14 protein-coding genes are annotated in these 19,522 nt (G+C 70.6%); 6 read left to right on the top strand and 8 right to left on the bottom strand.

Annotated features, from left to right (window positions below; all coding sequences use genetic code 11):
* Nucleotides 1-27: 27 nt before the first annotated feature.
* The 3 genes from OG252_RS46945 to OG252_RS46935 all read right to left on the bottom strand — a co-directional run bounded on the left by OG252_RS46945 (nt 28) and on the right by OG252_RS46935 (nt 4,499).
* Nucleotides 28-2,268 (bottom strand): serine/threonine-protein kinase, encoded by a 2,241-nt coding sequence (locus tag OG252_RS46945; protein WP_329344169.1) that lies wholly within the window; start codon nt 2,266-2,268, stop codon nt 28-30.
* 69 nt (nt 2,269-2,337) lie between these two features.
* Nucleotides 2,338-3,189 (bottom strand): oxygenase MpaB family protein, encoded by an 852-nt coding sequence (locus tag OG252_RS46940; RefSeq protein ID WP_329344167.1) that lies wholly within the window; start codon nt 3,187-3,189, stop codon nt 2,338-2,340.
* Between the two features lie 245 nt (nt 3,190-3,434).
* The gene (locus tag OG252_RS46935) at nt 3,435-4,499 is read right to left on the bottom strand and encodes a quinone oxidoreductase family protein (protein WP_329344165.1); all 1,065 of its coding nucleotides are present in this window, start codon (nt 4,497-4,499) and stop codon (nt 3,435-3,437) included.
* Between the two features lie 544 nt (nt 4,500-5,043).
* Between OG252_RS46935 and OG252_RS46930 the strand changes: the two genes are divergently transcribed.
* A complete protein-coding gene (locus tag OG252_RS46930; RefSeq protein WP_329344163.1) occupies nt 5,044-5,556 on the top strand; it encodes a hypothetical protein in 513 nt (170 codons plus the stop codon).
* Here the strand turns inward: OG252_RS46930 and OG252_RS46925 are convergent.
* Together OG252_RS46925 and OG252_RS46920 are read right to left on the bottom strand one after the other, a co-directional pair.
* Complete coding sequence (locus OG252_RS46925) at nt 5,541-6,671, bottom strand: sensor histidine kinase (protein ID WP_329344161.1); 1,131 nt, start codon at nt 6,669-6,671, stop codon at nt 5,541-5,543. The genes OG252_RS46930 and OG252_RS46925 overlap by 16 nt on opposite strands.
* A gap of 23 nt (nt 6,672-6,694) precedes the next feature.
* A complete protein-coding gene (locus OG252_RS46920; protein WP_329344160.1) occupies nt 6,695-7,399 on the bottom strand; it encodes a response regulator transcription factor in 705 nt (234 codons plus the stop codon).
* A gap of 895 nt (nt 7,400-8,294) precedes the next feature.
* Here OG252_RS46920 and OG252_RS46915 point away from each other — a divergent pair.
* Nucleotides 8,295-10,721: an MFS transporter gene (locus tag OG252_RS46915; protein WP_329345383.1), complete on the top strand. Its 2,427-nt coding sequence runs from the start codon at nt 8,295-8,297 to the stop codon at nt 10,719-10,721.
* A 207-nt stretch (nt 10,722-10,928) separates the two neighbouring features.
* Here OG252_RS46915 and OG252_RS46910 read toward each other — a convergent pair whose 3' ends face one another.
* The 3 genes from OG252_RS46910 to OG252_RS46900 form a co-directional block, all read right to left on the bottom strand.
* The gene (locus OG252_RS46910; RefSeq protein ID WP_329344158.1) at nt 10,929-11,903 is read right to left on the bottom strand and encodes an Lrp/AsnC family transcriptional regulator; all 975 of its coding nucleotides are present in this window, start codon (nt 11,901-11,903) and stop codon (nt 10,929-10,931) included.
* A 118-nt stretch (nt 11,904-12,021) separates the two neighbouring features.
* Nucleotides 12,022-12,477: a MarR family winged helix-turn-helix transcriptional regulator gene (locus tag OG252_RS46905; RefSeq protein WP_266445644.1), complete on the bottom strand. Its 456-nt coding sequence runs from the start codon at nt 12,475-12,477 to the stop codon at nt 12,022-12,024.
* Between the two features lie 94 nt (nt 12,478-12,571).
* Complete coding sequence (locus OG252_RS46900) at nt 12,572-13,027, bottom strand: MarR family winged helix-turn-helix transcriptional regulator (protein WP_266445643.1); 456 nt, start codon at nt 13,025-13,027, stop codon at nt 12,572-12,574.
* 72 nt (nt 13,028-13,099) lie between these two features.
* On the opposite strand from OG252_RS46900, the gene OG252_RS46895 reads away from it, so the two are divergent.
* The 4 genes from OG252_RS46895 (at nt 13,100) to OG252_RS46880 (ending at nt 19,519) form a co-directional block, all read left to right on the top strand.
* Nucleotides 13,100-13,891 carry an SDR family NAD(P)-dependent oxidoreductase gene (locus OG252_RS46895; RefSeq protein WP_329344155.1) on the top strand — a complete coding sequence of 264 codons (792 nt, stop codon included), beginning with the start codon at nt 13,100-13,102 and terminating at the stop codon, nt 13,889-13,891.
* 240 nt (nt 13,892-14,131) lie between these two features.
* A complete protein-coding gene (locus OG252_RS46890) occupies nt 14,132-16,453 on the top strand; it encodes a transketolase-like TK C-terminal-containing protein (protein WP_329344153.1) in 2,322 nt (773 codons plus the stop codon).
* 224 nt (nt 16,454-16,677) lie between these two features.
* Complete coding sequence (locus OG252_RS46885) at nt 16,678-18,213, top strand: aldehyde dehydrogenase family protein (RefSeq protein WP_329344151.1); 1,536 nt, start codon at nt 16,678-16,680, stop codon at nt 18,211-18,213.
* Between the two features lie 115 nt (nt 18,214-18,328).
* The gene (locus tag OG252_RS46880) at nt 18,329-19,519 is read left to right on the top strand and encodes an amidohydrolase family protein (RefSeq protein ID WP_266445635.1); all 1,191 of its coding nucleotides are present in this window, start codon (nt 18,329-18,331) and stop codon (nt 19,517-19,519) included.
* The last annotated feature ends 3 nt before the right edge of the window (nt 19,520-19,522 follow it).

Raw genomic sequence — 19,522 nt, 5'->3', positions numbered from 1 at the left:
TCGGCCAGAGATGGACCGTGCCGGCGTTCAGTGAGTACCCGTGGCCCGCTGCTGCCGCAGCACCGCCACCCGCCGGTACAGCTCGACGGCCTCCGCGCCCCGCCCGAGCTGTTCGAGGCAGTGCGCCTCGTCGTTGCGGCTGGCGAGGGTGTCGGGGTGGTCGGCGCCGAGGACCCGCTCGCGGGCGGCGGCCACCCGGCGGTACTCGGTGAGCGCGTCCGCCCAGCGGCCCAGCCAGCCGAGGCCGACGGCGACCTCGCGGCGGCTGACCAGGGTGTCCGGGTGGTCGGGGCCGAGGACACGCTCGCGGATCGCGCACACGTCGCGGGACTCGGCGAGGGCCTCCTCCCAGCGGCCGAGGCGGCCGAGGTTGACGCCGAGGCCGTGGCGGGCGCGGAGGGTCTCGGGGTGGGCGGGGCCGTGCACGCGGGCGCGGTCGTCGATGAGGTCGCGGTAGAGCTGGAGGGCCTCGGTGCTGCGGCCGAGGCGGCCGAGGCTGATGCCGATCTCGTAGCGCGCGGCGAGGGTGTCGGCGTGGTCGGGACCGAGGGCCTGGGCGCGGGCCTCGGCGACCTCGCGGTAGGTCTGCAGGGCCTCCGGCCAGCGGCCCAACTGGCCCAGCGCGTAGGCGACCTCGTAGCGGGTGACCAGGGTGTCGGGGTGGTGGGGGCCGAGCACGCGGGCGCGGGCGGCCGCCACCTCGCAGGCCATGCGGTACGAGTCCTCCAGGCGGCCGAGCCTGCTGAGGTTGAAGGCGAGGTTGTGGCGGCAGCGCAGCGTGTCGGGGTGGTCGGCGCCCATGGTGCGCTCGCGGGCGGCGAGGACGGAGTTGTAGACCTGGTGGGCGTCGAAGTGGCGGCCCAACTGGCCCAGCACGTAGGCCATTTCCTGGCGGGCGGCGAGGGTGTCGGGGTGGTCGGGGCCGAGCGCGATGCTTCTGGCCCGGGTGACGTGCTTGTACTCGCGCAGGGCGTCGGCGGCGCGGCCGGTGCGGCTGAGGGTGAAGGCGACCTCGTAGCGGCTGGCGAGGGTGTCGGGGTGGTCGGGGCCGAGCAGGTGCTCGCGTTCGGCGGCGACCGCGCGGTGCACCTCGCCGGCCTCGGCCCAGCGGCCCAGCCGCCCCAGACTGAGCCCGGCGTTGTGCCGTCCGGCCAGTGCGGTGACCGCCTCCGCGGACGGGGTGGGCACCTCGGCCGGCACGGGCTCCTCGGCCCGGCCCGTGAGGGAGCGCGGGATCCACTCGCCGGTCAGGCCCGCTCCGGCGTCCGGGGGCGTGGTGCCGAGGCCGGCGCCGGTGGCCTTGTGGCCGGTGGTCATGCCGCGGGTCCAGGACGGCAGGCGCACCTCGCGGGGCGGTACGGGCTCGGGCGGGCGCAGGTCCGGCTGCGGGGTGACGACGGTCGGGACGTACGTCGGGGTGGACCGGCCCTCCGTGATCCGGCGCCCCAACTCCCTGGCGTCGTGCGGGCGTTGCTCCGGCTCCTTGGCCAGCAGGTCGAGGATGACCTGCTCCAGGTAGGCGGGCAGCTCGGAGCGGTGGCTGCGCGGCGGGCGGGGTGGTGTGTCGCGGTGGCCGATGAGGATGGCCCAGGCGTCGTCGAGGTCGAAGGGCGGCGCCCCGGTGGCGATCTCGTACAGCACGCAGCCCAGCGAGTACAGGTCGCTGCGCTGGTCGACCTCCGAGCCGCCGATCTGCTCCGGCGACATGTAGTGCGGGGTGCCCATCGCGATACCGGTGCCGGTCAGCCGGGAGGTGAAGCCGATGTCCGCGCCGAGGCGGGCGATGCCGAAGTCGCAGATCTTCACCGTGCCGTCGGTGAGCCGCATGATGTTCGCGGGTTTCAGGTCGCGGTGCACGATGCCCTGCCGGTGCGTGTACGCGAGGGCGGCGGCGACCTGGTCCGCGATGTCCACGACGTCCGCCACGGGCAGCGGGTGCTGCTTGTTGTCCTCCAGGAGCTGGCTGAGGTTGCGGCCCTCCAGGAGTTCCATGACCAGGTAGAGGACGCCGTCGTACTCGCCGAAGTCGTGGACGACGGTCACGCCGCGGTGCTGGAGGGCGGCGGCCACCCGGGCCTCACGCCGGAACCGCTCTCTCAGGACCCGGGTGAAGGCCTGGTCGTGCTGCGCGCCCAGCGGTTTGAGGCACTTCACGGCGACATGCCGCCCCAGCGACTCGTCCCGCGCCCGCCAGACCTCGCCCATGCCACCGCGCCCGATCAGATCGAGCAGCCGGTACCGGCCCTGGATAAGCCTGCTGTCCCCCATCTCCTGCGACCGCCCCCGTCGTCACCGCGTCCCGCCCTCCCCTGGCCTGTCCAGTATGGCGAGCCTTCGTCAGAGTTTGTACGGTGCCGGGCGGGAGCCCGGGCCGAGGCGGGCCATGGCCCGAAGGATGTGTTTGGGCGGGAGTTGCCAGCGCAGACGTGCGGGGATGCAGCGCAGCAGGGTGCCCGTGGCACGCAATCGGCGGGTGACGGTGGAGGGTTCCGGGGCCGGTCTGCCGTACAGCTCGTGGGCGTACGGCGGCAGGGCGGCGTACGCCAGATGCGCCACACGCCGCCACAGCACCTCGCGCGCCGGGATGAGAAGGGGGTGCGCAGGAGGGCGGAGGAGGAAGTCGTCCACCGCGCGTGCCTCTTCTGCGACGGCGAGTTCGGGCCGCACCTTCTCGAAGTAGGCGTCCAGCTGTGCCTGGCTGGCCGGTACGGCGTCCGGGTCGAGGCCCACCAGGCGGGCGCTGACCCGGTGTTCGGCTATGTAGCGGTCGGCCTGCGCGTCGGTGAGCGGGATTCCGGAGCGGCGTCCGACGTGCAGATACGAGTCGATCTCGGCGCAGTGCACCCACAGCAGCAGTTCGGGCTCGTCGACGCCGTAGCGTTCGCCGGTGTCGGGATCGGTCGCCCCCAGCATGCTGTGGATCTTGCGGACCCGGGCGCCCGCCTTCTCGGCGGCCTCGGTGGTGCCGTACGTCGTGGTACCGACGAAGGTGGCGGTGCGGAACAGCCGGCCCCAGGCGTCGTTGCGGAAGTCGGAGTTCTGCGTGACGCCTCGGACCGCGCGCGGGTGCAGGGCCTGGAGGTAGAGGGCGCGGACACCGGCGATCCACATCATCGGATCGCTGTGGACCTGCCAGGTCACCGAGTCGGGACCGAACAGGCCCGGGTCACCTGCCTGGGGATCCGCCATGCCGCCAGTGTAACTATCATCGGAAAATTGACACTGACGGCCATTACTGACCTGCATCAGTGGCGGAGCAGCACACCTTGCGTATGAGCCGCCAGGCCTTGAGGGCGGCCGCCCGGTGGCCGCCCACGGCGGCGGATTGCGGCTCGTCGCGCTCAAGAACGGGTCACCTACTGACGATCACGGCGCAACCACCCATCCTCTGGTGTGGTTCTCCCGCCCTCACCTCTCCAGTGATCGCAGGAGTGTCATGGCAGGAGGAGCACTTTGCCGGTCTGCCGTTGGCTTTCCAGGTAGGTGTGGGCCTCGGCCGCCTCTGCCAGAGGAAAGGCCCGGTCGATGATCGGGGTGATCTTTCCGGCCGCCAGCAGTTCCAGGCACAGCTGCTGGTCCCGCAGGGTCGCGCCGCGCACGCTGGCGATCCTCACCTGGCCGCCGATGAGCGCGAGTGCATCCAGCTCGAGCCGGGATCCCTGGTCGGCCGGTGTGCCCAGGACGATGACCGTGCCGCCGAGCCGTATGCAGGACAGGGAGAGCTGGAAGAAGTCGTTGCCGCCGACACAGTCCCAGACGGCGTCGGCGCCCAGACCACGCGTCAACTCCCTGACCTGTACCGGCAGTCGGGGATCGATGGAGTGCAGGATGTGGTCGTAGCCCAGCTTCCTGAGCGCTTCGTCGCGGTCCGGCTTGGTGGTGGTGCCGATGACGGTGGCTCCGCTCAGCCTCGCCAGTTGTGCGCAGGCGATCGCCATCCCGCCGCTGGCGCCGGTGATGACCACCGTGTCGCCGGGACCGACGGGTGCTTGCCGCGCACAGTTGAGCGGGGTGGTGTAGGTCCACATGGTGGCTGCGGCTGTCTCGAAGTCGACGCCGTCGGGGATGGGCAGGATCGCGTCCTGGCGACGCACGACGTACTCGGCGTATCCGCCGAAGACCTGGTGCCCGGGGTAGGCCGTGTCGACGCACAGGTTTTCGAGCCCGCGTACGCACAGGGGGCAGTTGCGGCACGGCGGGTGCGGAAGCTGCACCGCCCTGTCGCCGGAGCGCCACCTGGTGACGTTCTCGCCGGTGGCGACGATTTCCCCGGCCGCGTCCCGGCCGAGCTGGAACGGCAGAGGCCATGGCGGCCGTCCCGGGAGCGGCTGCGGCAAGTTGCCCGCGCGGTACCGGAGATCCCAGCTGTTGACGGCTGTGGCGTGCACGCGCATCAAGACCTCGTCGGGGCAGACCTCGGGAATCGGCGCTTCTATGTACTTGAGCACTTCGGGCCCGCCATGTTCGAACAGACGGACCGCCATCATGGTCTGTTTCACTTTCACGTTCCTTCAGATCGGTGGTTCATCCAGGGCTCCATGGATCAGCAACTGAACGGCCCGGCGCTCGGCCACCTGGTCCCGGGGCGTGTGAGCGTCAGCGCGAAGATCCGCCCCGCCACGTCCCGGCCGGACGACGGCGCCGAATCGCGCGCAGGTCTACACCTGAGCGGGTCCGGCGCAGCCGACGCTCAAGGCAGCCGGTGCTGCGGCGCCGGTCGGCAGTCGGCCGCGGAGCGGACCCGCGAGCAACGCCGCCGCCCCCGCCACCGCTGCCCCGCACAGACCGCGAACAGGCCTGCGGTTCCTTCATGCAGCACGTACTCGCTGAGTGCGTGCCCCACCGGATCGACGTGCCGCACAGCATGGTGATCAACGGCGGTCGATGGCGGGACGAGGAAAGCCTGCATGCCCTCAAGGCAACAGCCGCCTCATAAAACACGTACCACTGGGCGTATGAAGCTTCCATGAAGCCGGCTCGCCAACCTGGCGCCCACTCCCCGACCACGAGATGCCGGTGACGCCCTCGCCGAGCTGGTCGGCGATGCCGACCGCTTCCGAGCCCAGGGTGGTCATGGACCCGAGCGGCGAGGTGAACCGGGTGCCGCTGACCGATGCCCTGCCGCGCCTGTCCGCCAACTGCGCGCACGCACCGTTCCAGTTCTACAGGAAGTCCCCGGGTGGGCCCGGCTCCGCCGTCACCACCGCCGAGGTGGCCGCGCTGCGTCCCCTGGTGTCGGCGGGAGGGAGTTGGCAGGGACGGGCGCGGCCGGCGGGCGCCGACGTGCCGGTGCCGGCATCGTCCTCGTACGAACTCAGGACACCTCCCTGCCCGGGCCTGCTGACGACGCACCAGGAAGGCCCGTGGACCGAGCGATTCCCGGACGCCGGCCGTGTCACGCTCCACGGCAGCCGCACGCCTCGTCGTCTCCGGACGCGGCGACGCGCACTGAGCGCATTGCTCGGCGTCCTTCACGACCGCGACCTGCTCATCACCGCCGCTCCGGGTCGAGGGGGCGAGGAGTCGAGAAGTCGATGGAGTCAGCGGGAGACATGAGGCTTGCCGGCCCGTGGGGCGGGTTCCTGCGGGAGGCGCAAGGTGAAGGTTGCTCCCTTGCCCAGCCCGGCGGATTCCGCGGTGATGTCTCCGCCATGCGCCCGGGCGATGCCCCGGGCGATGGTCAGACCGATGCCGCTGCCGCCGGCGGCAGCGGGTCGGCCGGGATGCTCAAGGCGTTCGAAGCGGTGAAAGATGCGCTCGAGGTCGTGTTCGGCGATGCCGATGCCGTCGTCCATGACACGGACGACCACGTAGTGCCCGGGAGACGGTTCGGTGTACACGGACAGCGCCACATGCGCGTGCGCATCGCATGCGGCCAGCGCGTTGCCGAGCAGATTCACCAGGACCTGGGTGATCCGGTCCGGGTCGCAGAAAGCGCCGACGGGGACGCCTGCGTCAACGACGAGGGTCACCGTCTGGTCGTCGTACTGGGGGCGCAGTCGCTCGGCCGTGGTCCGCGCCAGCGTGGCCACGTCGACGGGCTCGCGGTGCAGATCGAAGGCGGCCTCCTCCGACCGGGACAAGCTGGAGAGGTCGCCCGCCAGGCGCTGCAGCCGGTGAAGGTCGTCGGCGAGGGAGGCGAACATCGCCTCATCGGGGATGAAGATCCCGTCGGCCATGCCCTCGATCTGGGCGCGCAGGAGGGTGATGGGGGTTCGCATCTCGTGGGCGACCTCGGAGATCAGCCGGGCGCGGCGGCGTTCGGTGTCGGCGAGGGCTGCCGCCAGCGTGTTGACGTCTTCGACCAGCGCTGCCAGGCCCGGCTCGCTGGGGAGTTCGAGGATGTCGTCGTAGTGTCCCTCGGCGAGCCGGGCCGTGGCGGCGCGCACCCTGTCGAGCGGACGCAGCAGAAACCGGGACAGGGCGAAGGACGCCGGGAAGGCCGCGGCCACTCCGAACAAGAGGCCGATCTGCAGGACCACGTCGCCTTCGATGTCATCGAACCCGAGCCACACCTCGATCAGCGCGCTGATCGCCGCCATGGCCGCCAGTGCCAGGAGGAGCACCATGACGTGCGAGAGCACCAGCCGGTTGCGGAGCGACAGCCGCTGCTGGATTCGGCGCAGCCGCGCACGACACCTGCGATAGGCCGGGAAGCGGGAGGGCGGCATGGTCGGGGCGTCCTTCCTGGCCGCTAGGCGGGGCGCCCGACGAACCGGTAGCCGATGGTGCGGACGGTGCCCACGAACCGGGGTGCGTTCGCGTCGTCGCCGAGCGCGCGCCGCAGGGTGCGGATGTGGACGTCCACGACGCGCTCGTCGCCGAAGAAGTCCTCGCCCCACACCTGGGTCAGCAGTCCGCGCCGGGTGAAGACCCGCCCAGGGGCCCGGGCCAGCGCAAGCAGCAGATCGAAGTCGAGGGCGGACAGCTCCACCGTCCGGTCGGCGTCGACGAGGACGGTCCGTGTCTCGGGATCGACAGTCAGTCCGTCGAAGCGCAGCATGTCGTCCTCGTGGGCAGCCTCGGGGCGGTTGTCGGTGCGCCGCAGGATGGCGCGTACCCGTAGTGCCAGTTCGCGGGGGCTGAACGGCTTGGTGACGTAGTCGTCGCTGCCGGTGGTGAAGCCGATCAGCCGGTCGACCTCCTCGTCCCGGGCGGTGAGCATGATCACCGGGATCTGGCTCGCCTCCCGGATGCGGCGCAGGACCTGGAATCCGTCCAGCCCGGGGAGCATCACATCGAGCACAACGAGGTCCGGCCGGTCGCGGGTTACGGCCTGCAGGGCGGACGGTCCGTCCGCGACTTCGATGACCTGGATCCCGTCCGCCTCCAGGTAACCGCGCACGGTCATGCGGATCTTGGGTTCGTCATCGACGACCAGAACGCGCTGCGTACTCATCGTGCTCGCTTTCCATCGCCGAGGTCGGGAAGGGGAGGGCCGTCGTGGCCGCGGGGTGACCGGCAGCGCGGAGGTAGAGGGCCTCGAATGTGGTCAGCGTACGGTGGATGTCGTGGCCGGCGACGATCTTCCGGCCGGCCGGCGAAGAGTGCGAGCCCCGTGGCCCTGTTCAGGCGCGCCCGGCGTGAGCGCAGCCCCCACACCGTGCTCACCACAACAGCGGTCACTCCCAGCGGCTGGACGACGGTGACCGGAGCAAGGCACAGGGCACCGGCGTGCAGTGCGGTGGCCGCGCCCAGCACGGCCAGTCCGGCCCACCAGCGCGGACACCGCACGGCGCCCCGCAGTGAAAGGGACGCGCCCGTGTCGCCCCGCCGCGGCCGCACGGCCTCGTGCTGGAGCTGGGCGCCTGCCGCGTAGCCGCACGCGCCCAGGACGGCCAGGACGGCCAGGACGACGGCGAACGTGATCATCACCGGCTTCGCCCGCCGCGCGGCGTGTTCACCATGGCCACGGAAGCGGACAGCGTGGTGTGCGCGGCCGTCGTCAGGTGCCGTGGGGCGTCGTGATCAACGGCAGCGGGCGATGACGGTGGTAAGCGAAGGACCTGCATGCCCGCCAGGCAACAGGTGCCTCATGAGGCACCTGCCACTCGGCATATGAAGCTTCCGTGAAGCAGGTCGGAAGCCGGTGGTCCGTCGGAAATCCCTCGCAAGACCGCACCGGATGTCGGTTTTCCCGGTTCTGGAAGCTGTGGCTGGCTCCGGGGGCGGGAGTGGCCGAAAGGTATCGGCGTGTAAGTCGAGTGCGGCCTCGTCGCGCTACAGAGGAGAGTTTCTTGAACGTCGCGCCAACGGTGAACCAGCCGCGAGAACGGCAGGTGGCCACGCTGGTCATGGCCTGTCTCGGGATGTTCGTCGCCTATCTGCCGGTGACCACCGTCTCGGTGAGCCTGCCCGCCATCCAGAGCGCGCTGCACGCGTCGACCTCACAACTGACCTGGGTGTCGTCCGCGTTCCAGCTCCCCATGGCCGCTTTCATCCTGACCGCCGGGGTCTTCGGTGACGTACACGGCCGCAAGAAGGTGTACCTGACAGGCCTCGTGTTGGCAGGCGCGGGAGCCGCGATCGCACTGTCGGCGCAGTCGATCGAGGTGCTGTGGGTCGGTCAGGCGTGCGCCGGGCTGGGCGCGGCCGCGTTGCTGCCGTCGACGCTGGCGCTGATCAGTCATGCCGTGCCCGACCCGCGCAAACGCGGCATGTTCGTCGGGCTCTGGGCGGCGTCCCTGATGGCCGCGCTGGCCGTCGGCCCCTTGATCGCGGGGGTGATCCTCGACCACACCTCCTGGCGCTGGATCTTCCTGCCGGCCATACCGGTGGCGGTCATCGCCCTGGCGGTCGCGGCACCCCTGGTGAGCGATTCCCGCGCGCCCGGCGAGCGTCGGCTGGACTGGCCCGGCCAGATCACGGCAGCGGTGACGATCACCGCGCTGGTCTACGGCGTCATCGAGGGCGGCGCCGCCTCGTTCACCGAGGGCCGGGTGGTCGCGGCCCTTGCGCTGGCGGCGGTCGGCGCGATCACCTTCGTCCTGGTCGAGCGGCGCAGCCCGAGCCCGATGCTCGACCTGTCGCTCTTCCGTAGCGCGGCCTTCAGCGCGACGACCCTGATCGCCATGATCACGTTCCTGGGGCTGATCGGCTTCTTCTTCGTCCTCAGCCTCTACCTCGGCCTGGTGCAGCGCCTCGACACCCTGCACGCGGGCTACCGGCTGCTGGTCGTCAGTGTGGTGTCCCTGGTCGTGGGCGCGCTCGCAGGGCGCCTCATGCACCGGATCCCGCCCCGATTCATGATCACGACCGGCCTGCTGGTCACCGCGGGGTCGCTGTTGTCCTTGACCGCGATCGACGCGTCGACCGGCTTCGGTCCGCTGGCCTGGCGGCTCGCCCTGCTCGGCCTCGGCCTCGGCCTGGTGATCACCCCGATGACGGCCACGGCGGTCGCGGCGGTGCCGCACCACCTGGCCGGTATGGCGGCGGCGGGCAACAACGCGTTCCGGCAGGTCGGCGCTGTGCTCGGCCCGGCCGTGCTGGGCACCCTGCTGACGACGAAGAGCGCCGACACCCTGCCCGGCCACCTGCGCGACGTCGGCGTCACCGGACCGGTGGCCCACCGGATCACCGACGCCGTGGACGCGGGCGGCCTGGGAGCGGCGGCCCGGATGAACCTCGGCCAGGACACCGGCCGGGCCATGGGCGCGTTGGGTGAGGCCTTCCTCGACGGCCTCTACCTGTGCCTGATCGTGGCCGCATGTCTGGCCCTGGTCGCCGCACTCGTCGGCGCGGTACTGCTGCGGACTCCGCAGCGCACCATGACGCCTGTTGCCGGCTCCGCGGGTCAGGTGGCAGCCGAGGACACGGGGCCTTCCGCCGAGTCGGAGTTCGAGCCTGAGCCGATGCTGGTCGGTGCCCATGCCGGAGGACGGCCGGGCGGGCCCGGGCAGCGGCTGGGCGCGGTCCGTTCCGTGACCGGTGGTGACACGTTCGTCCCTGACGGTGGACGGGGTCCCGCCCTGTACGGCCGGACACTCGAGACGGGAGGGGAGGCCGTCGAGGGAGCCACGCTGACGCTGATCTCACTGGGCGGGCGGCAGCTGGGCCGGGCCGTGGCGCATCCCGGAGGCCGTTACCGTCTGGATGCGCCGAGCGCGGGGTCGTACGTGCTGATCGCGGCGGCCCAGGGCCACCAACCGCAGGCGTCCACCGTGGTGTTGGGGGAGGAGCCGTTGTCGCACGACGTCCTGCTGTCCGCGAACAACGGGTTGGCCGGCACGGTGGTCACCGCCGGAGACGGGGCGCCCGTGCAGGGCGCGACGGTGGCGGTGACGGACGCGCGGGGAGAGGCACTGGCCGCCGAAACGACCGACGCGTCAGGTGCGTTCGCGTTCGGAGAGCTGCCGCAGAGTGATGTCACGGTGATCGTGAACGCGGCGGGATTCCGGCCTGCCGCTCTCCCGGTGCGGGTGTTCGGACCTCGGCTCGCCCGTCTGGACGTGGCGTTGTGGCCGGGGGCGGTACTTCGGGGCACCGTGCGGGCGGGCGCCGATCGCCGGCCGCTGACCGACGCGCGGGTCACGCTCGTGGACAAGGCGGGCAACGTGATCGGCACTGCGACCACCGGGTCCGACGGTGGCTATGCCTTCGCCGACCTGGACGCGGGCGACTACTCGGTGATCGCCGGCGGATATCCGCCGGTTGCCGCGCCGATATCCGTGGACGGGCCGGGACGTGAGCTGGACGTGGAACTGGCTCATCCGGAGAGCTGAGCCGGCCACCTGATCAGCGGGCCCTTCCGAGAGAGAGGCAGGGCCGTAGAACGTACCGGACCGGGTCGCAGCGAGGGCATGGGACGGCCGGTACCGGTATGGGGCGCGTCCGTGGGGACGGGAAGGCGCCCGCGCGTGGTCCGGGACCCCCATCCCCTCGGGTCCCGGACCACGACGTGCGGACCTCCACGCGATCGCGTGCCGGGGTCAGCGGGTCGGTTCGTAGCTGAGCTGCTTGACCTGGCGCAGGATGAGAGCCGACTCCACCGCTTGGATGCCGTCGAGGGCACCGATCTTCTCGCTCAGGTAGGTGTACAGCTCGTCGGGGCTCCGGAAGTGCACGGAGGCGACGATGTTGGCCTGGCCGGTGGTGGCGGACGCGAAATGCACCTCCGGGTGTGTGGCGAGGCTGCGGCCGACGTCGGCGAGCGCGCGGGGCGCCACGGTGAGCCAGAGCATGGCGCCGACGTCCTGCCCGAGGGGCCCGTGGTCGTACTGGACGTCGAAATACAGCACGCCGGTGGAGCGCAGGTTCTCGAGCCGCCGAGTGACCGCCGACTCCGACTGGCCGGTGGCCTTCTGCAGGTCGGTGAGGGTGGCCCGGCCGTCGCGGCGGACCATCGCGAGCAGCGCCTTGTCGGCCTCATCCAGAGTGACGGGGGCATCCGGCGACACCGGAGGCGGCAGTCGCAGAGCGGTCTCCTGGCCGGGGGAGAGCGCGTTGGACTTGTTCAGGCGGCCGAGCGGGCCGCCGTAGAAGGAGTGCAGCAGGCAGTGGGCGGTCACCGTGACGATCTGCGGGGTGCGTTGGAGCCGGTCGAAGAGCAGCTCGTCCCGCTCCTTTCGGCTGCGTGGTTTCATGCCGCACACGACCTCGGTGCCACCGGAGATGAGATTCACGTAGAGCGTGTCCGGGCGCTTGGCGAGTGCGTCCGCGAGCTGTTCCGCCACATCCGGGGTGCAGTGCATGCGTACGAGCCAGCTCTGGCGGCCGAGGCGGTTCTCGTCCGTCACGCCGAGCACCCGCACGTTGACGGTGTTGCGCAGCCGTCGGTACCGCCGGGCGACGGTCTGGTCGGAGACACCGAGGACGGTGGCGATACGGCTGAACGGGGCGCGCCCGTCGAGCTGCAGCGCTTGCATGATCTGGAGGTCGAGGGAATCGAGTGTGGGGGCGCCCACCGGTTCTCCTTCGGTCAGGGGCGGAACGCGCCGCTGGAAGCGCGGAACAGCACGAGCGGTGAGTAGCGCGCTCGTGCCCGGCCAGGCACGGGCCGCTCCCCCTCTGGGACAGGACAGGTCAAGGCGCCCGGACCGCGTCGGCCACCTCATCGAGGAGCGCCCTCAACTGCGAGGTCTTCGCGGGACCGAGCTTCTCGGCGATCTGCTGTTCGATCTCCACGATCACGGCATCGGCATCGCGCAGGACCTCACGGCCCGCGTCGGTGAGGTGCAGCTCCTGCACGTGGCGGTGGCGCGGGTGCGGTCGGCGTTCCAGCTGGCCACGCTCCTCCAGGCGGGCCACCTGGGAGGCCACTGCCTGCGGGGTGACGTTCAAGCGGCGGGCCAGTTCCGCGCCGGTCAGACCGGGATCGGAATGGACGTTGATCAACAGGGTGTACTGCGCGGCCGCGAGACCCAGCGGTCGCAGCCGCTGATCCTTCCAGGCCTGGGCAGCCCACTCCGCCCGCCGCATCGCCCAGGTCACCCGGTCCAGTGCGTCGGCAGCGATCAGCCCGTCATCATCGTTTCTCACGCCGCGAGAATACGACACCTGGGCACATGTCAAACGCCTGATCATGACCAACTACCTGACCATTGGTCCTTCTTGAGGGAGGGCCTGCCGCGGCTCAGTCCTCGCGAACAGTCTCGGCCACCCGGTTGAGCAGCCCCCGCAGCTGTCCTGTCTCCTCCAGGCCGAGACCACCCGTGATCTGCAGCTCGATGCCGGCGATCACTTTGTCGGCCGCGCGCAGGACCTCGCGCCCGGCGTCGGTGAGGTGCAGCTCCTGCACATGCCGGTGGCGCGGGTGCTCGCGTCTCTCCAGCTGCCCGCGGCTCTCCAGTCGCGCCACCAGTGACGCGACGGCCTGCGGGGTCACGTTGAGGCGGCGGGCCAGTTCGGCGCCGGTCAGCCCCGGGTCGGAGTGCACCGACATCAGAAGGGTGTAGTGCGAGGCCGCCAGGCCCAGCGGGCGCAGCCGCTGCTCCTTGAGTGCCAGTACCGCCAGTTCCGCACGGCGCAACGCCCAGGTCACCCGGTCAAGAGCGTTGGGCTCGATGAGCTCCTCATTGTTTCGTATCACGGGAGAAGGATACGACACTTCATAATCATCAAACGTTTGACACTGCTCCACCATCTGAATAACACTGGCCCCATGACTCGTACCCTCGCTCTGATCACTGGCGCCTCCTCCGGCATCGGCGCCGCCTACGCCCGGCTCCTGGCCGACGACCACGACCTGATCCTGGTGGCGCGACGCGCCGACCGGCTCGCCGACCTCGCCGAGGAACTCCGCGCCCATGGGGCGGCCATCGAGGTGCTGCCCGCCGACCTCATGACCCACGACGGCATCACCGCTGTCACCGACCGCCTGGCCGTCGGCGACGTTCGCACGCTGATCAGCAACGCCGGCGCCGGCGGCTACGCCCCGCTCACCGATGTCGAGTCGGCCGACATCGACCGCCTGCTCACCCTCAACGCCGTCGCTCCCGTCCGACTGGTACACGCCGCACTTCCCGGAATGCTCGCGGCAGGCGAAGGCGCCATCGTCACCGTCGCCTCTCTCCTCGCCTTCAGTGCGGGTTTCACGGACCCGCGAGCACCCCGGCGCACCCTGTACGTCGCCGCGAAGGCCGCCACCCTGGGCTTCACCCGCACCCTCGCCAATGAACTCGCCGACACCCCGCTCCGCGTCCAGGTGCTGTGCCCCGGCGTGGTGGCGACGGAGTGGAACAGCGGCGCCGGCCACAACATCCCCTGGGCGATGACGCCCGAGGCCGTGGCGTCGGCCAGCCTGACCGGACTGCGCCTGGGTGAGACCGTCTGCGCCCCCGGTCTGGAGGGTCAGGACTCCGCCCTGGACGCCTTGCTCGCCGCGGAGACCGCTTTCGTCTCGGGCGGCAACCAGCCGGCACTCGCGGCTCGCTACGCCGCTCCGCGCGCTTAGGGCGGTTGTGACCGGCGGGCAGGGGATCGCTTCCTGCCCGCCCGGCGAGACTACTCCGCTCTTGGCGTTGAGTCATGAGAATGAAACGACAGATTCCACGCTGTTGCCCTAGGTGTTGACTGGATCAATGCCTCATAACTAACTTGGCTCCAGTTCAAGAGCGGGTTGAGTGAACCGCTCACGCGCTGATGGTCGGGCGGCCTCTCCGAAGTCGCCGCCGGCCGCAGGAGTTGGTCAGTCATGAGCAGCCCAGTAACCACGCCGCCAGACACCCAGGACGACTTCGGCGTTCTGCGCGAGGTGGAGAGCAGGGTGCTCTGGCTGTCGTCGGCGATCATCCACCACGCGAACCGCGTCCGCGCGAACCCCTCGGGACTCAAAGTGGGCGGGCACCAGGCGTCGTCGGCGTCGATGGTGTCGATCATGACGGCGCTCTGGTTCCGGCATCTGCGGCCGCAGGACCGGGTGTCGGTGAAACCGCACGCATCGCCCGTGCTGCACGCGATCAACTACCTGCTGGGCGAGCTGGACCCGTCCTATCTACCGAGGCTGCGCGAGTTCGGCGGCCTGCAGAGCTATCCGAGCCGGTCCAAGGATCCGGACCCGGTCGACTACTCGACCGGGTCCGTCGGCATAGGCGCGACCGCGCCGATCTGGGGGGCGCTGTCGCGGCGCTATGTCAACGCCACGGTCGGCGACGTGGGTACCGGGCGGCAGTTCTCGTTGGTGGGGGACGCCGAGCTGGACGAGGGCGCGGTGTGGGAGGCCGTGCTCGATCCCGCTGTCGGCGAGCTGGGGGAGGTGGTCTGGGTCGTCGACCTGAACCGGCAGTCGCTGGACCGGGTCGTGCCCGACATCGCCGCCGAGAAACTGCAGGGCATGTTCACCGCGGCCGGCTGGCAGGTGATCACGCTCAAGTACGGGGGGCGGCTCGAGGAGTTGTTCGCCCGGCCGGGCGGCGAGGAACTGCGGCAGCGGATCGACGCGATGACCAACCCGGAATACCAACGACTCCTGCGGTGCGATGCCGGGCAACTGCGCCGGCGGCTGCCCGAAGGCCCCGGCGCCGACCGGATCCGCGCACTGGTCGACCAGGTCGAGGACTCGGCGCTGGTGGCCGCGATGGCCAACCTGGGCGGCCACGACCTGGCCGCGCTGGACGCGGCCTTCTCGGCGATCGACGACAGCCGCCCCACGGCGATCCTCGCCTACACCATCAAGGGCCACGGGCTGGCCAGCCAGGGGCATCCGCAGAACCACTCGGCTCTGCTGACCGAGGAGCAGATGCGAGAGCTCACCGAGCGGCTCGGCGCCGACCCGGCGGATCCTTGGCGTGCCTTCGACGAGAACAGCGCGGCCCATGAGCTGTGTCGGCGGACCGCTGGGCGGCTGCGCAGGAGCGAGCCGGCGCACCACGCGCCGCCGGCCGTGCCCGTCGACATCGGACGGACCCCGTCCGGGACCGCGACCACGCAGGCCGCGCTCGGCCGGCTTCTGCTGGACCTGACCAGAGCGGCCCCGGAAGTGGCCGCACGGGTCGTCACGGTCAGCCCCGATGTCAGCTCCAGCACGAACCTCGGCGGGTGGGTGAACAAGGTCGGCGTGTGGTCGTCCACCGAACGGCGCGACTGGTTCTCCGATGACGCCGAGACCATCCTGCACTGGCGGGAGAAGCCGTCCGGGCAGCACATCGAACTGGGTATCGCCGAGACGAACCTCGTCGGCCTGATCGGTGAACTGGGGGCCTGCTGGAGCAAGTGGGGGCAGCCGCTCCTGCCGATCGGCGTGCTGTACGACCCCTTCGTCGAACGCGCCCTCGAACCCTGGTCGTTCGGCATCTACGCCGGCGGACAGTCCCTTCTGGTCGGTACACCTTCCGGGGTCTCGCTGGCCCCGGAAGGCGGCGCGCACCAGTCGATCAAGACCCCGTCCATCGGCCTGGAGCAGCCTGGTTGCGTCACCTACGAACCGGCGTTCGCCCTCGACGCCGAATGGACGCTGCTCGCCGGCCTGGCCCGGCTCGGCAGACCGGACGGCAGCTCCGCGTACGTACGGCTGTCGACGCGGCCGATCGACCAGACGCCGGCCGCGGTGCCCGATGACCCGGCCGCCCGGGAGCGTCGACGGCGCCAGGTCGTCGCGGGGGCGTATCCCCTGCTGCGCACCGACGGCGCCGAGGTCACCATCGCCGCGATGGGCGCGGTGGTGCCGGAGGCGCTGGCGGCCGCTGATCGTCTGGCGCAGATCGGAGTCCCGGCGGAGGTGGTGTGTGTCACCAGTCCCGATCTCCTGTACCGGGCGGTGCGTGCCAGGCAGGGCCACGAGCAGGCCGAGTCCTGGGTGCTGGACCAGGTCTTCCCGGCCGATCGCGCCACACCTCTGGTCACGGTCCTCGACGGCCATCCGCACACCCTGGCCTTCCTGGCCACCGTCAACCGTGTGCCTGTCTCCTCCCTCGGCGTGACGCGGTTCGGGCAGTCCGGATCGCTGGAGGACGTCTACCGCGAGCACGGGATCGATGCGGACAGCATCGTCCGCGCCGCTCTCGACCTGACCGACTGAGTCACAAGCTCCTTACTGACTATCAAGCACTTGACACTCATCAGTAGGTTGATAATCTAGTACTTGCCAAGGCCTTCGAGCCATCGCTCAAGTCATTCACCTCGGCGCGCGCCCGCTGTGACACAGCGGCCCTTCATCGCGCCGAACACGGCGTCCGCCATCTGCCCATCACCCTCGTTGGTGCTGCTCGGGCGCAGGCGGTCGTAAGAAAGTGGGAGAGACCCATGACCAACAACACTCCAACGATCACGCGTGACGGAGCCATCGGACAGGACGGGAGCGAGGTGGTCACCGTCGATCAGGCCACCGGGGCGGAGTTCGCCCGGTACCCCGCGGCCGGCAAGGAAGAGGCGGCCGCGGCCGTCGCTGCCGCCCGCTCGGTCTCCGGGCCCTGGTGGGACCTGGGATTCGAGGGCCGTGCCGGGCAACTGCGCGCGTGGCAGCGGGAGATGGCCATCAGCGGCGAGGAGGGAGTCGCTCTCATCCACGCCGAGAACGGCAAGCCCCTGGACGAAGCCCGCGTGGAGGTGCTCGGGATTCTGGAGCACGTGCAGTACGCCGTCGAGAACGCCGAGCGCGTGCTGGGACGCCGGGAGGTCCCCGGCAGCCGCACCGTGCCCAACCAGCGTGCGTGGGTCGAATACCAGCCCTACGGCGTCGTCGGTGTCATCGGCCCGTGGAACTTCCCCCTGCTCACACCGGGGGCCATCCTGGTCGAGGCGATCGCGGCCGGAAACGCCGCCATCCTCAAGCCCAGCCAGATCACGCCCGGCATCGGGGAGTGGCTCGCCCGGACCTGGCGGCGCGCGGTCCCCGACTTCCCGGACGTCCTCCAGTGCCTCAACGGGTTCGGGGCCACGGGCCAGGCACTCATCGAGTCCGGCCTGAACAAGCTCGCGTTCACCGGCAGCGTCAACACCGGCCGGACGGTGGCCGCCCAGTGCGCGCAGACCCTGACCCCCGTTCTGCTGGAACTCGGCGGAAAGGACGGCGTCATAGTGGCCGAGGACGCCGACCTGGACGAAGCCGCCAAGCACATCGTCTGGGGCGCCATACAGAACACCGGACACGGCTGCATCAGTCTCGAAGTGGCCTACGTCGTCGAGTCGGTTCACGACGAGTTCGTCGAGAAGATCAGCCACCTCGCCAAGCAGGTACGCGTCGGCAGCGGTGAGGACGCGGAGATCGGGCCGGTTCCCCTGCCCACCCAGATCCCGATCATCCGGGAGCACATCCAGGATGCTCTCGACCGCGGCGCGACAGCCACTGTCGGTGGCATCGAGGCAGTGGGGGAACGCTATGTCTCCCCCACCATCCTCGTCGGCGTGACCCCCGACGCCCTGGCGGCGACGGAGGAGACGTTCGGACCGACACTCGCCATCGTCAAGGTCACCGACACCGAGGAGGCCATCGCTCACGTCAACGGCGGCCGCTACGGACTGGGCAGCGCCGTCTTCAGCCGCGACCGCGGCGAGGACATCGCCCGCCGGCTCCGCGTCGGCATGACCAGCATCAACGACGCCCTGGTCTTCTCCATCAACCCCGCCGTGCCCTTCGGCGGTCGCGGCGACAGCGGTTACGGGCGCAAGCAGGGCGAGGAAGGGCTCCGGGAGTTCGCCTACCCGCACTCCTTCACCGCCAAGACCGGCCCCGCCCAGTTCTCGGCCACCACCTTCGGCAGGCCCGCGGGCGCGATGGCGGGTGCCCTCGCCGGCGTGCGCGACAGGATCCTGGCCGAGAGCGGCGAGAAGACCGACTGACGGACTGACCCCGGGCCGTCGGACCACTCCCGGGAAACGACGCGCATCTTCGCGGAGCGCGACAGCGATCGGCACGTCCCGACAATCACCGCGCCACCAATGAGGGAGAGCGGACATGTCCAACGAACGTCCCGTCCAAGCCGTGACTCCGCCCGCCGAGCCCCCGACCGCGGCCACCCGGCGAAGATTCATCGCCGCGACCGCCGCTGCCGGAGGAGCCGCCGTGGTCGGCGGGCTGGCCGCGGGACAACCCGCGCTCGCCGCCGACGCGGTGCCCGGCAGCCGTGCCGCCACGGCGGCCGGCGGCTCGAAGGACGACCGGAACGCCAAGAAGGAGAAGAAGATGCGCATCGTGGCCGTGGAAGAGGCGTTCTCCATCCCTGGAGCCATCCGGCAGGAGGCGGCGATCCGTCAGCGCATGGACGTGCCGGAGGCGATCAAGCAGGAGTGGTTCCGGCGCCTGGACGATCTGACCGAGCTGCGACTGGCGGACATGGACGCCAACGGCGTCGATGTCCAGGTCCTCTCGTACTCCACGCCGGGTCTGGAAGTGATCGAGGACCCGGCGGAGGCGGTGGCCGTCGCACGGCGGGTCAACGACCATCTGGCCAAGGTGGTCGCCGCGCATCCGAAACGGTTCGCGGGCTTCGCGGTTCTGCCGCTGCAGGACCCCAAGGCCGCGGTCGTGGAGCTGCGCCGGGCCGTGAAGGAACTCGGCCTCAAGGGCGTGCTGTACAACGACCACGTGCGGGGGCACTACCTGGACGAGCCGCGGTTCAGGCCGGTATGGGCCGAGCTGGAGCGCCTCGGCGTGACGCTGTATCTGCATCCGGCTGTCATCCCGGTCGACAACTGGCGTGTCTTCGACGGGTACCCCGTGCTGGTCGGGCCGTCCTGGGGCTGGACCGCGACGGTGGGTGCCCATGCGCTCCGGCTGATCTACGGCGGCGTGTTCGACGAGTTCCCGGGCGCCTCGGTGACGTTGGGGCACATGGGCGAGCTGCTGCCGTTCCAGATGGCCCGGCTCGACAGCCGCTACCCCCAGGTGCCCGTTGAGGAGAGGGTGAAGCACCTGCCCTCGTACTACCTGCGGAAGAACGTGTACGTCACCACCAGCGGAGTCATGTCGCATGCCGCACTGCTGGGAGCCGTCCATGCCGTCGGTGTCGACCGGGTGCTGTTCGCCATCGACTACCCGTTCGAGTCCAGCGCCGAGGCGGTGGGGTTCCTGCGTTCCGCACCGCACGCGCCGGCCGACCTCGCGCGCATCGCGCACGGCAACGCCGACCGCCTGCTGGGGCTTTGAATC

It is taken from the genome of Streptomyces sp. NBC_01352, from assembly GCF_036237295.1.
Taxonomy (GTDB): domain Bacteria; phylum Actinomycetota; class Actinomycetes; order Streptomycetales; family Streptomycetaceae; genus Streptomyces; species Streptomyces plumbiresistens.
The sequence above is the reverse complement of the archived record's forward strand: the minus strand, read 5'-3'. Positions and strand labels throughout refer to the sequence as shown.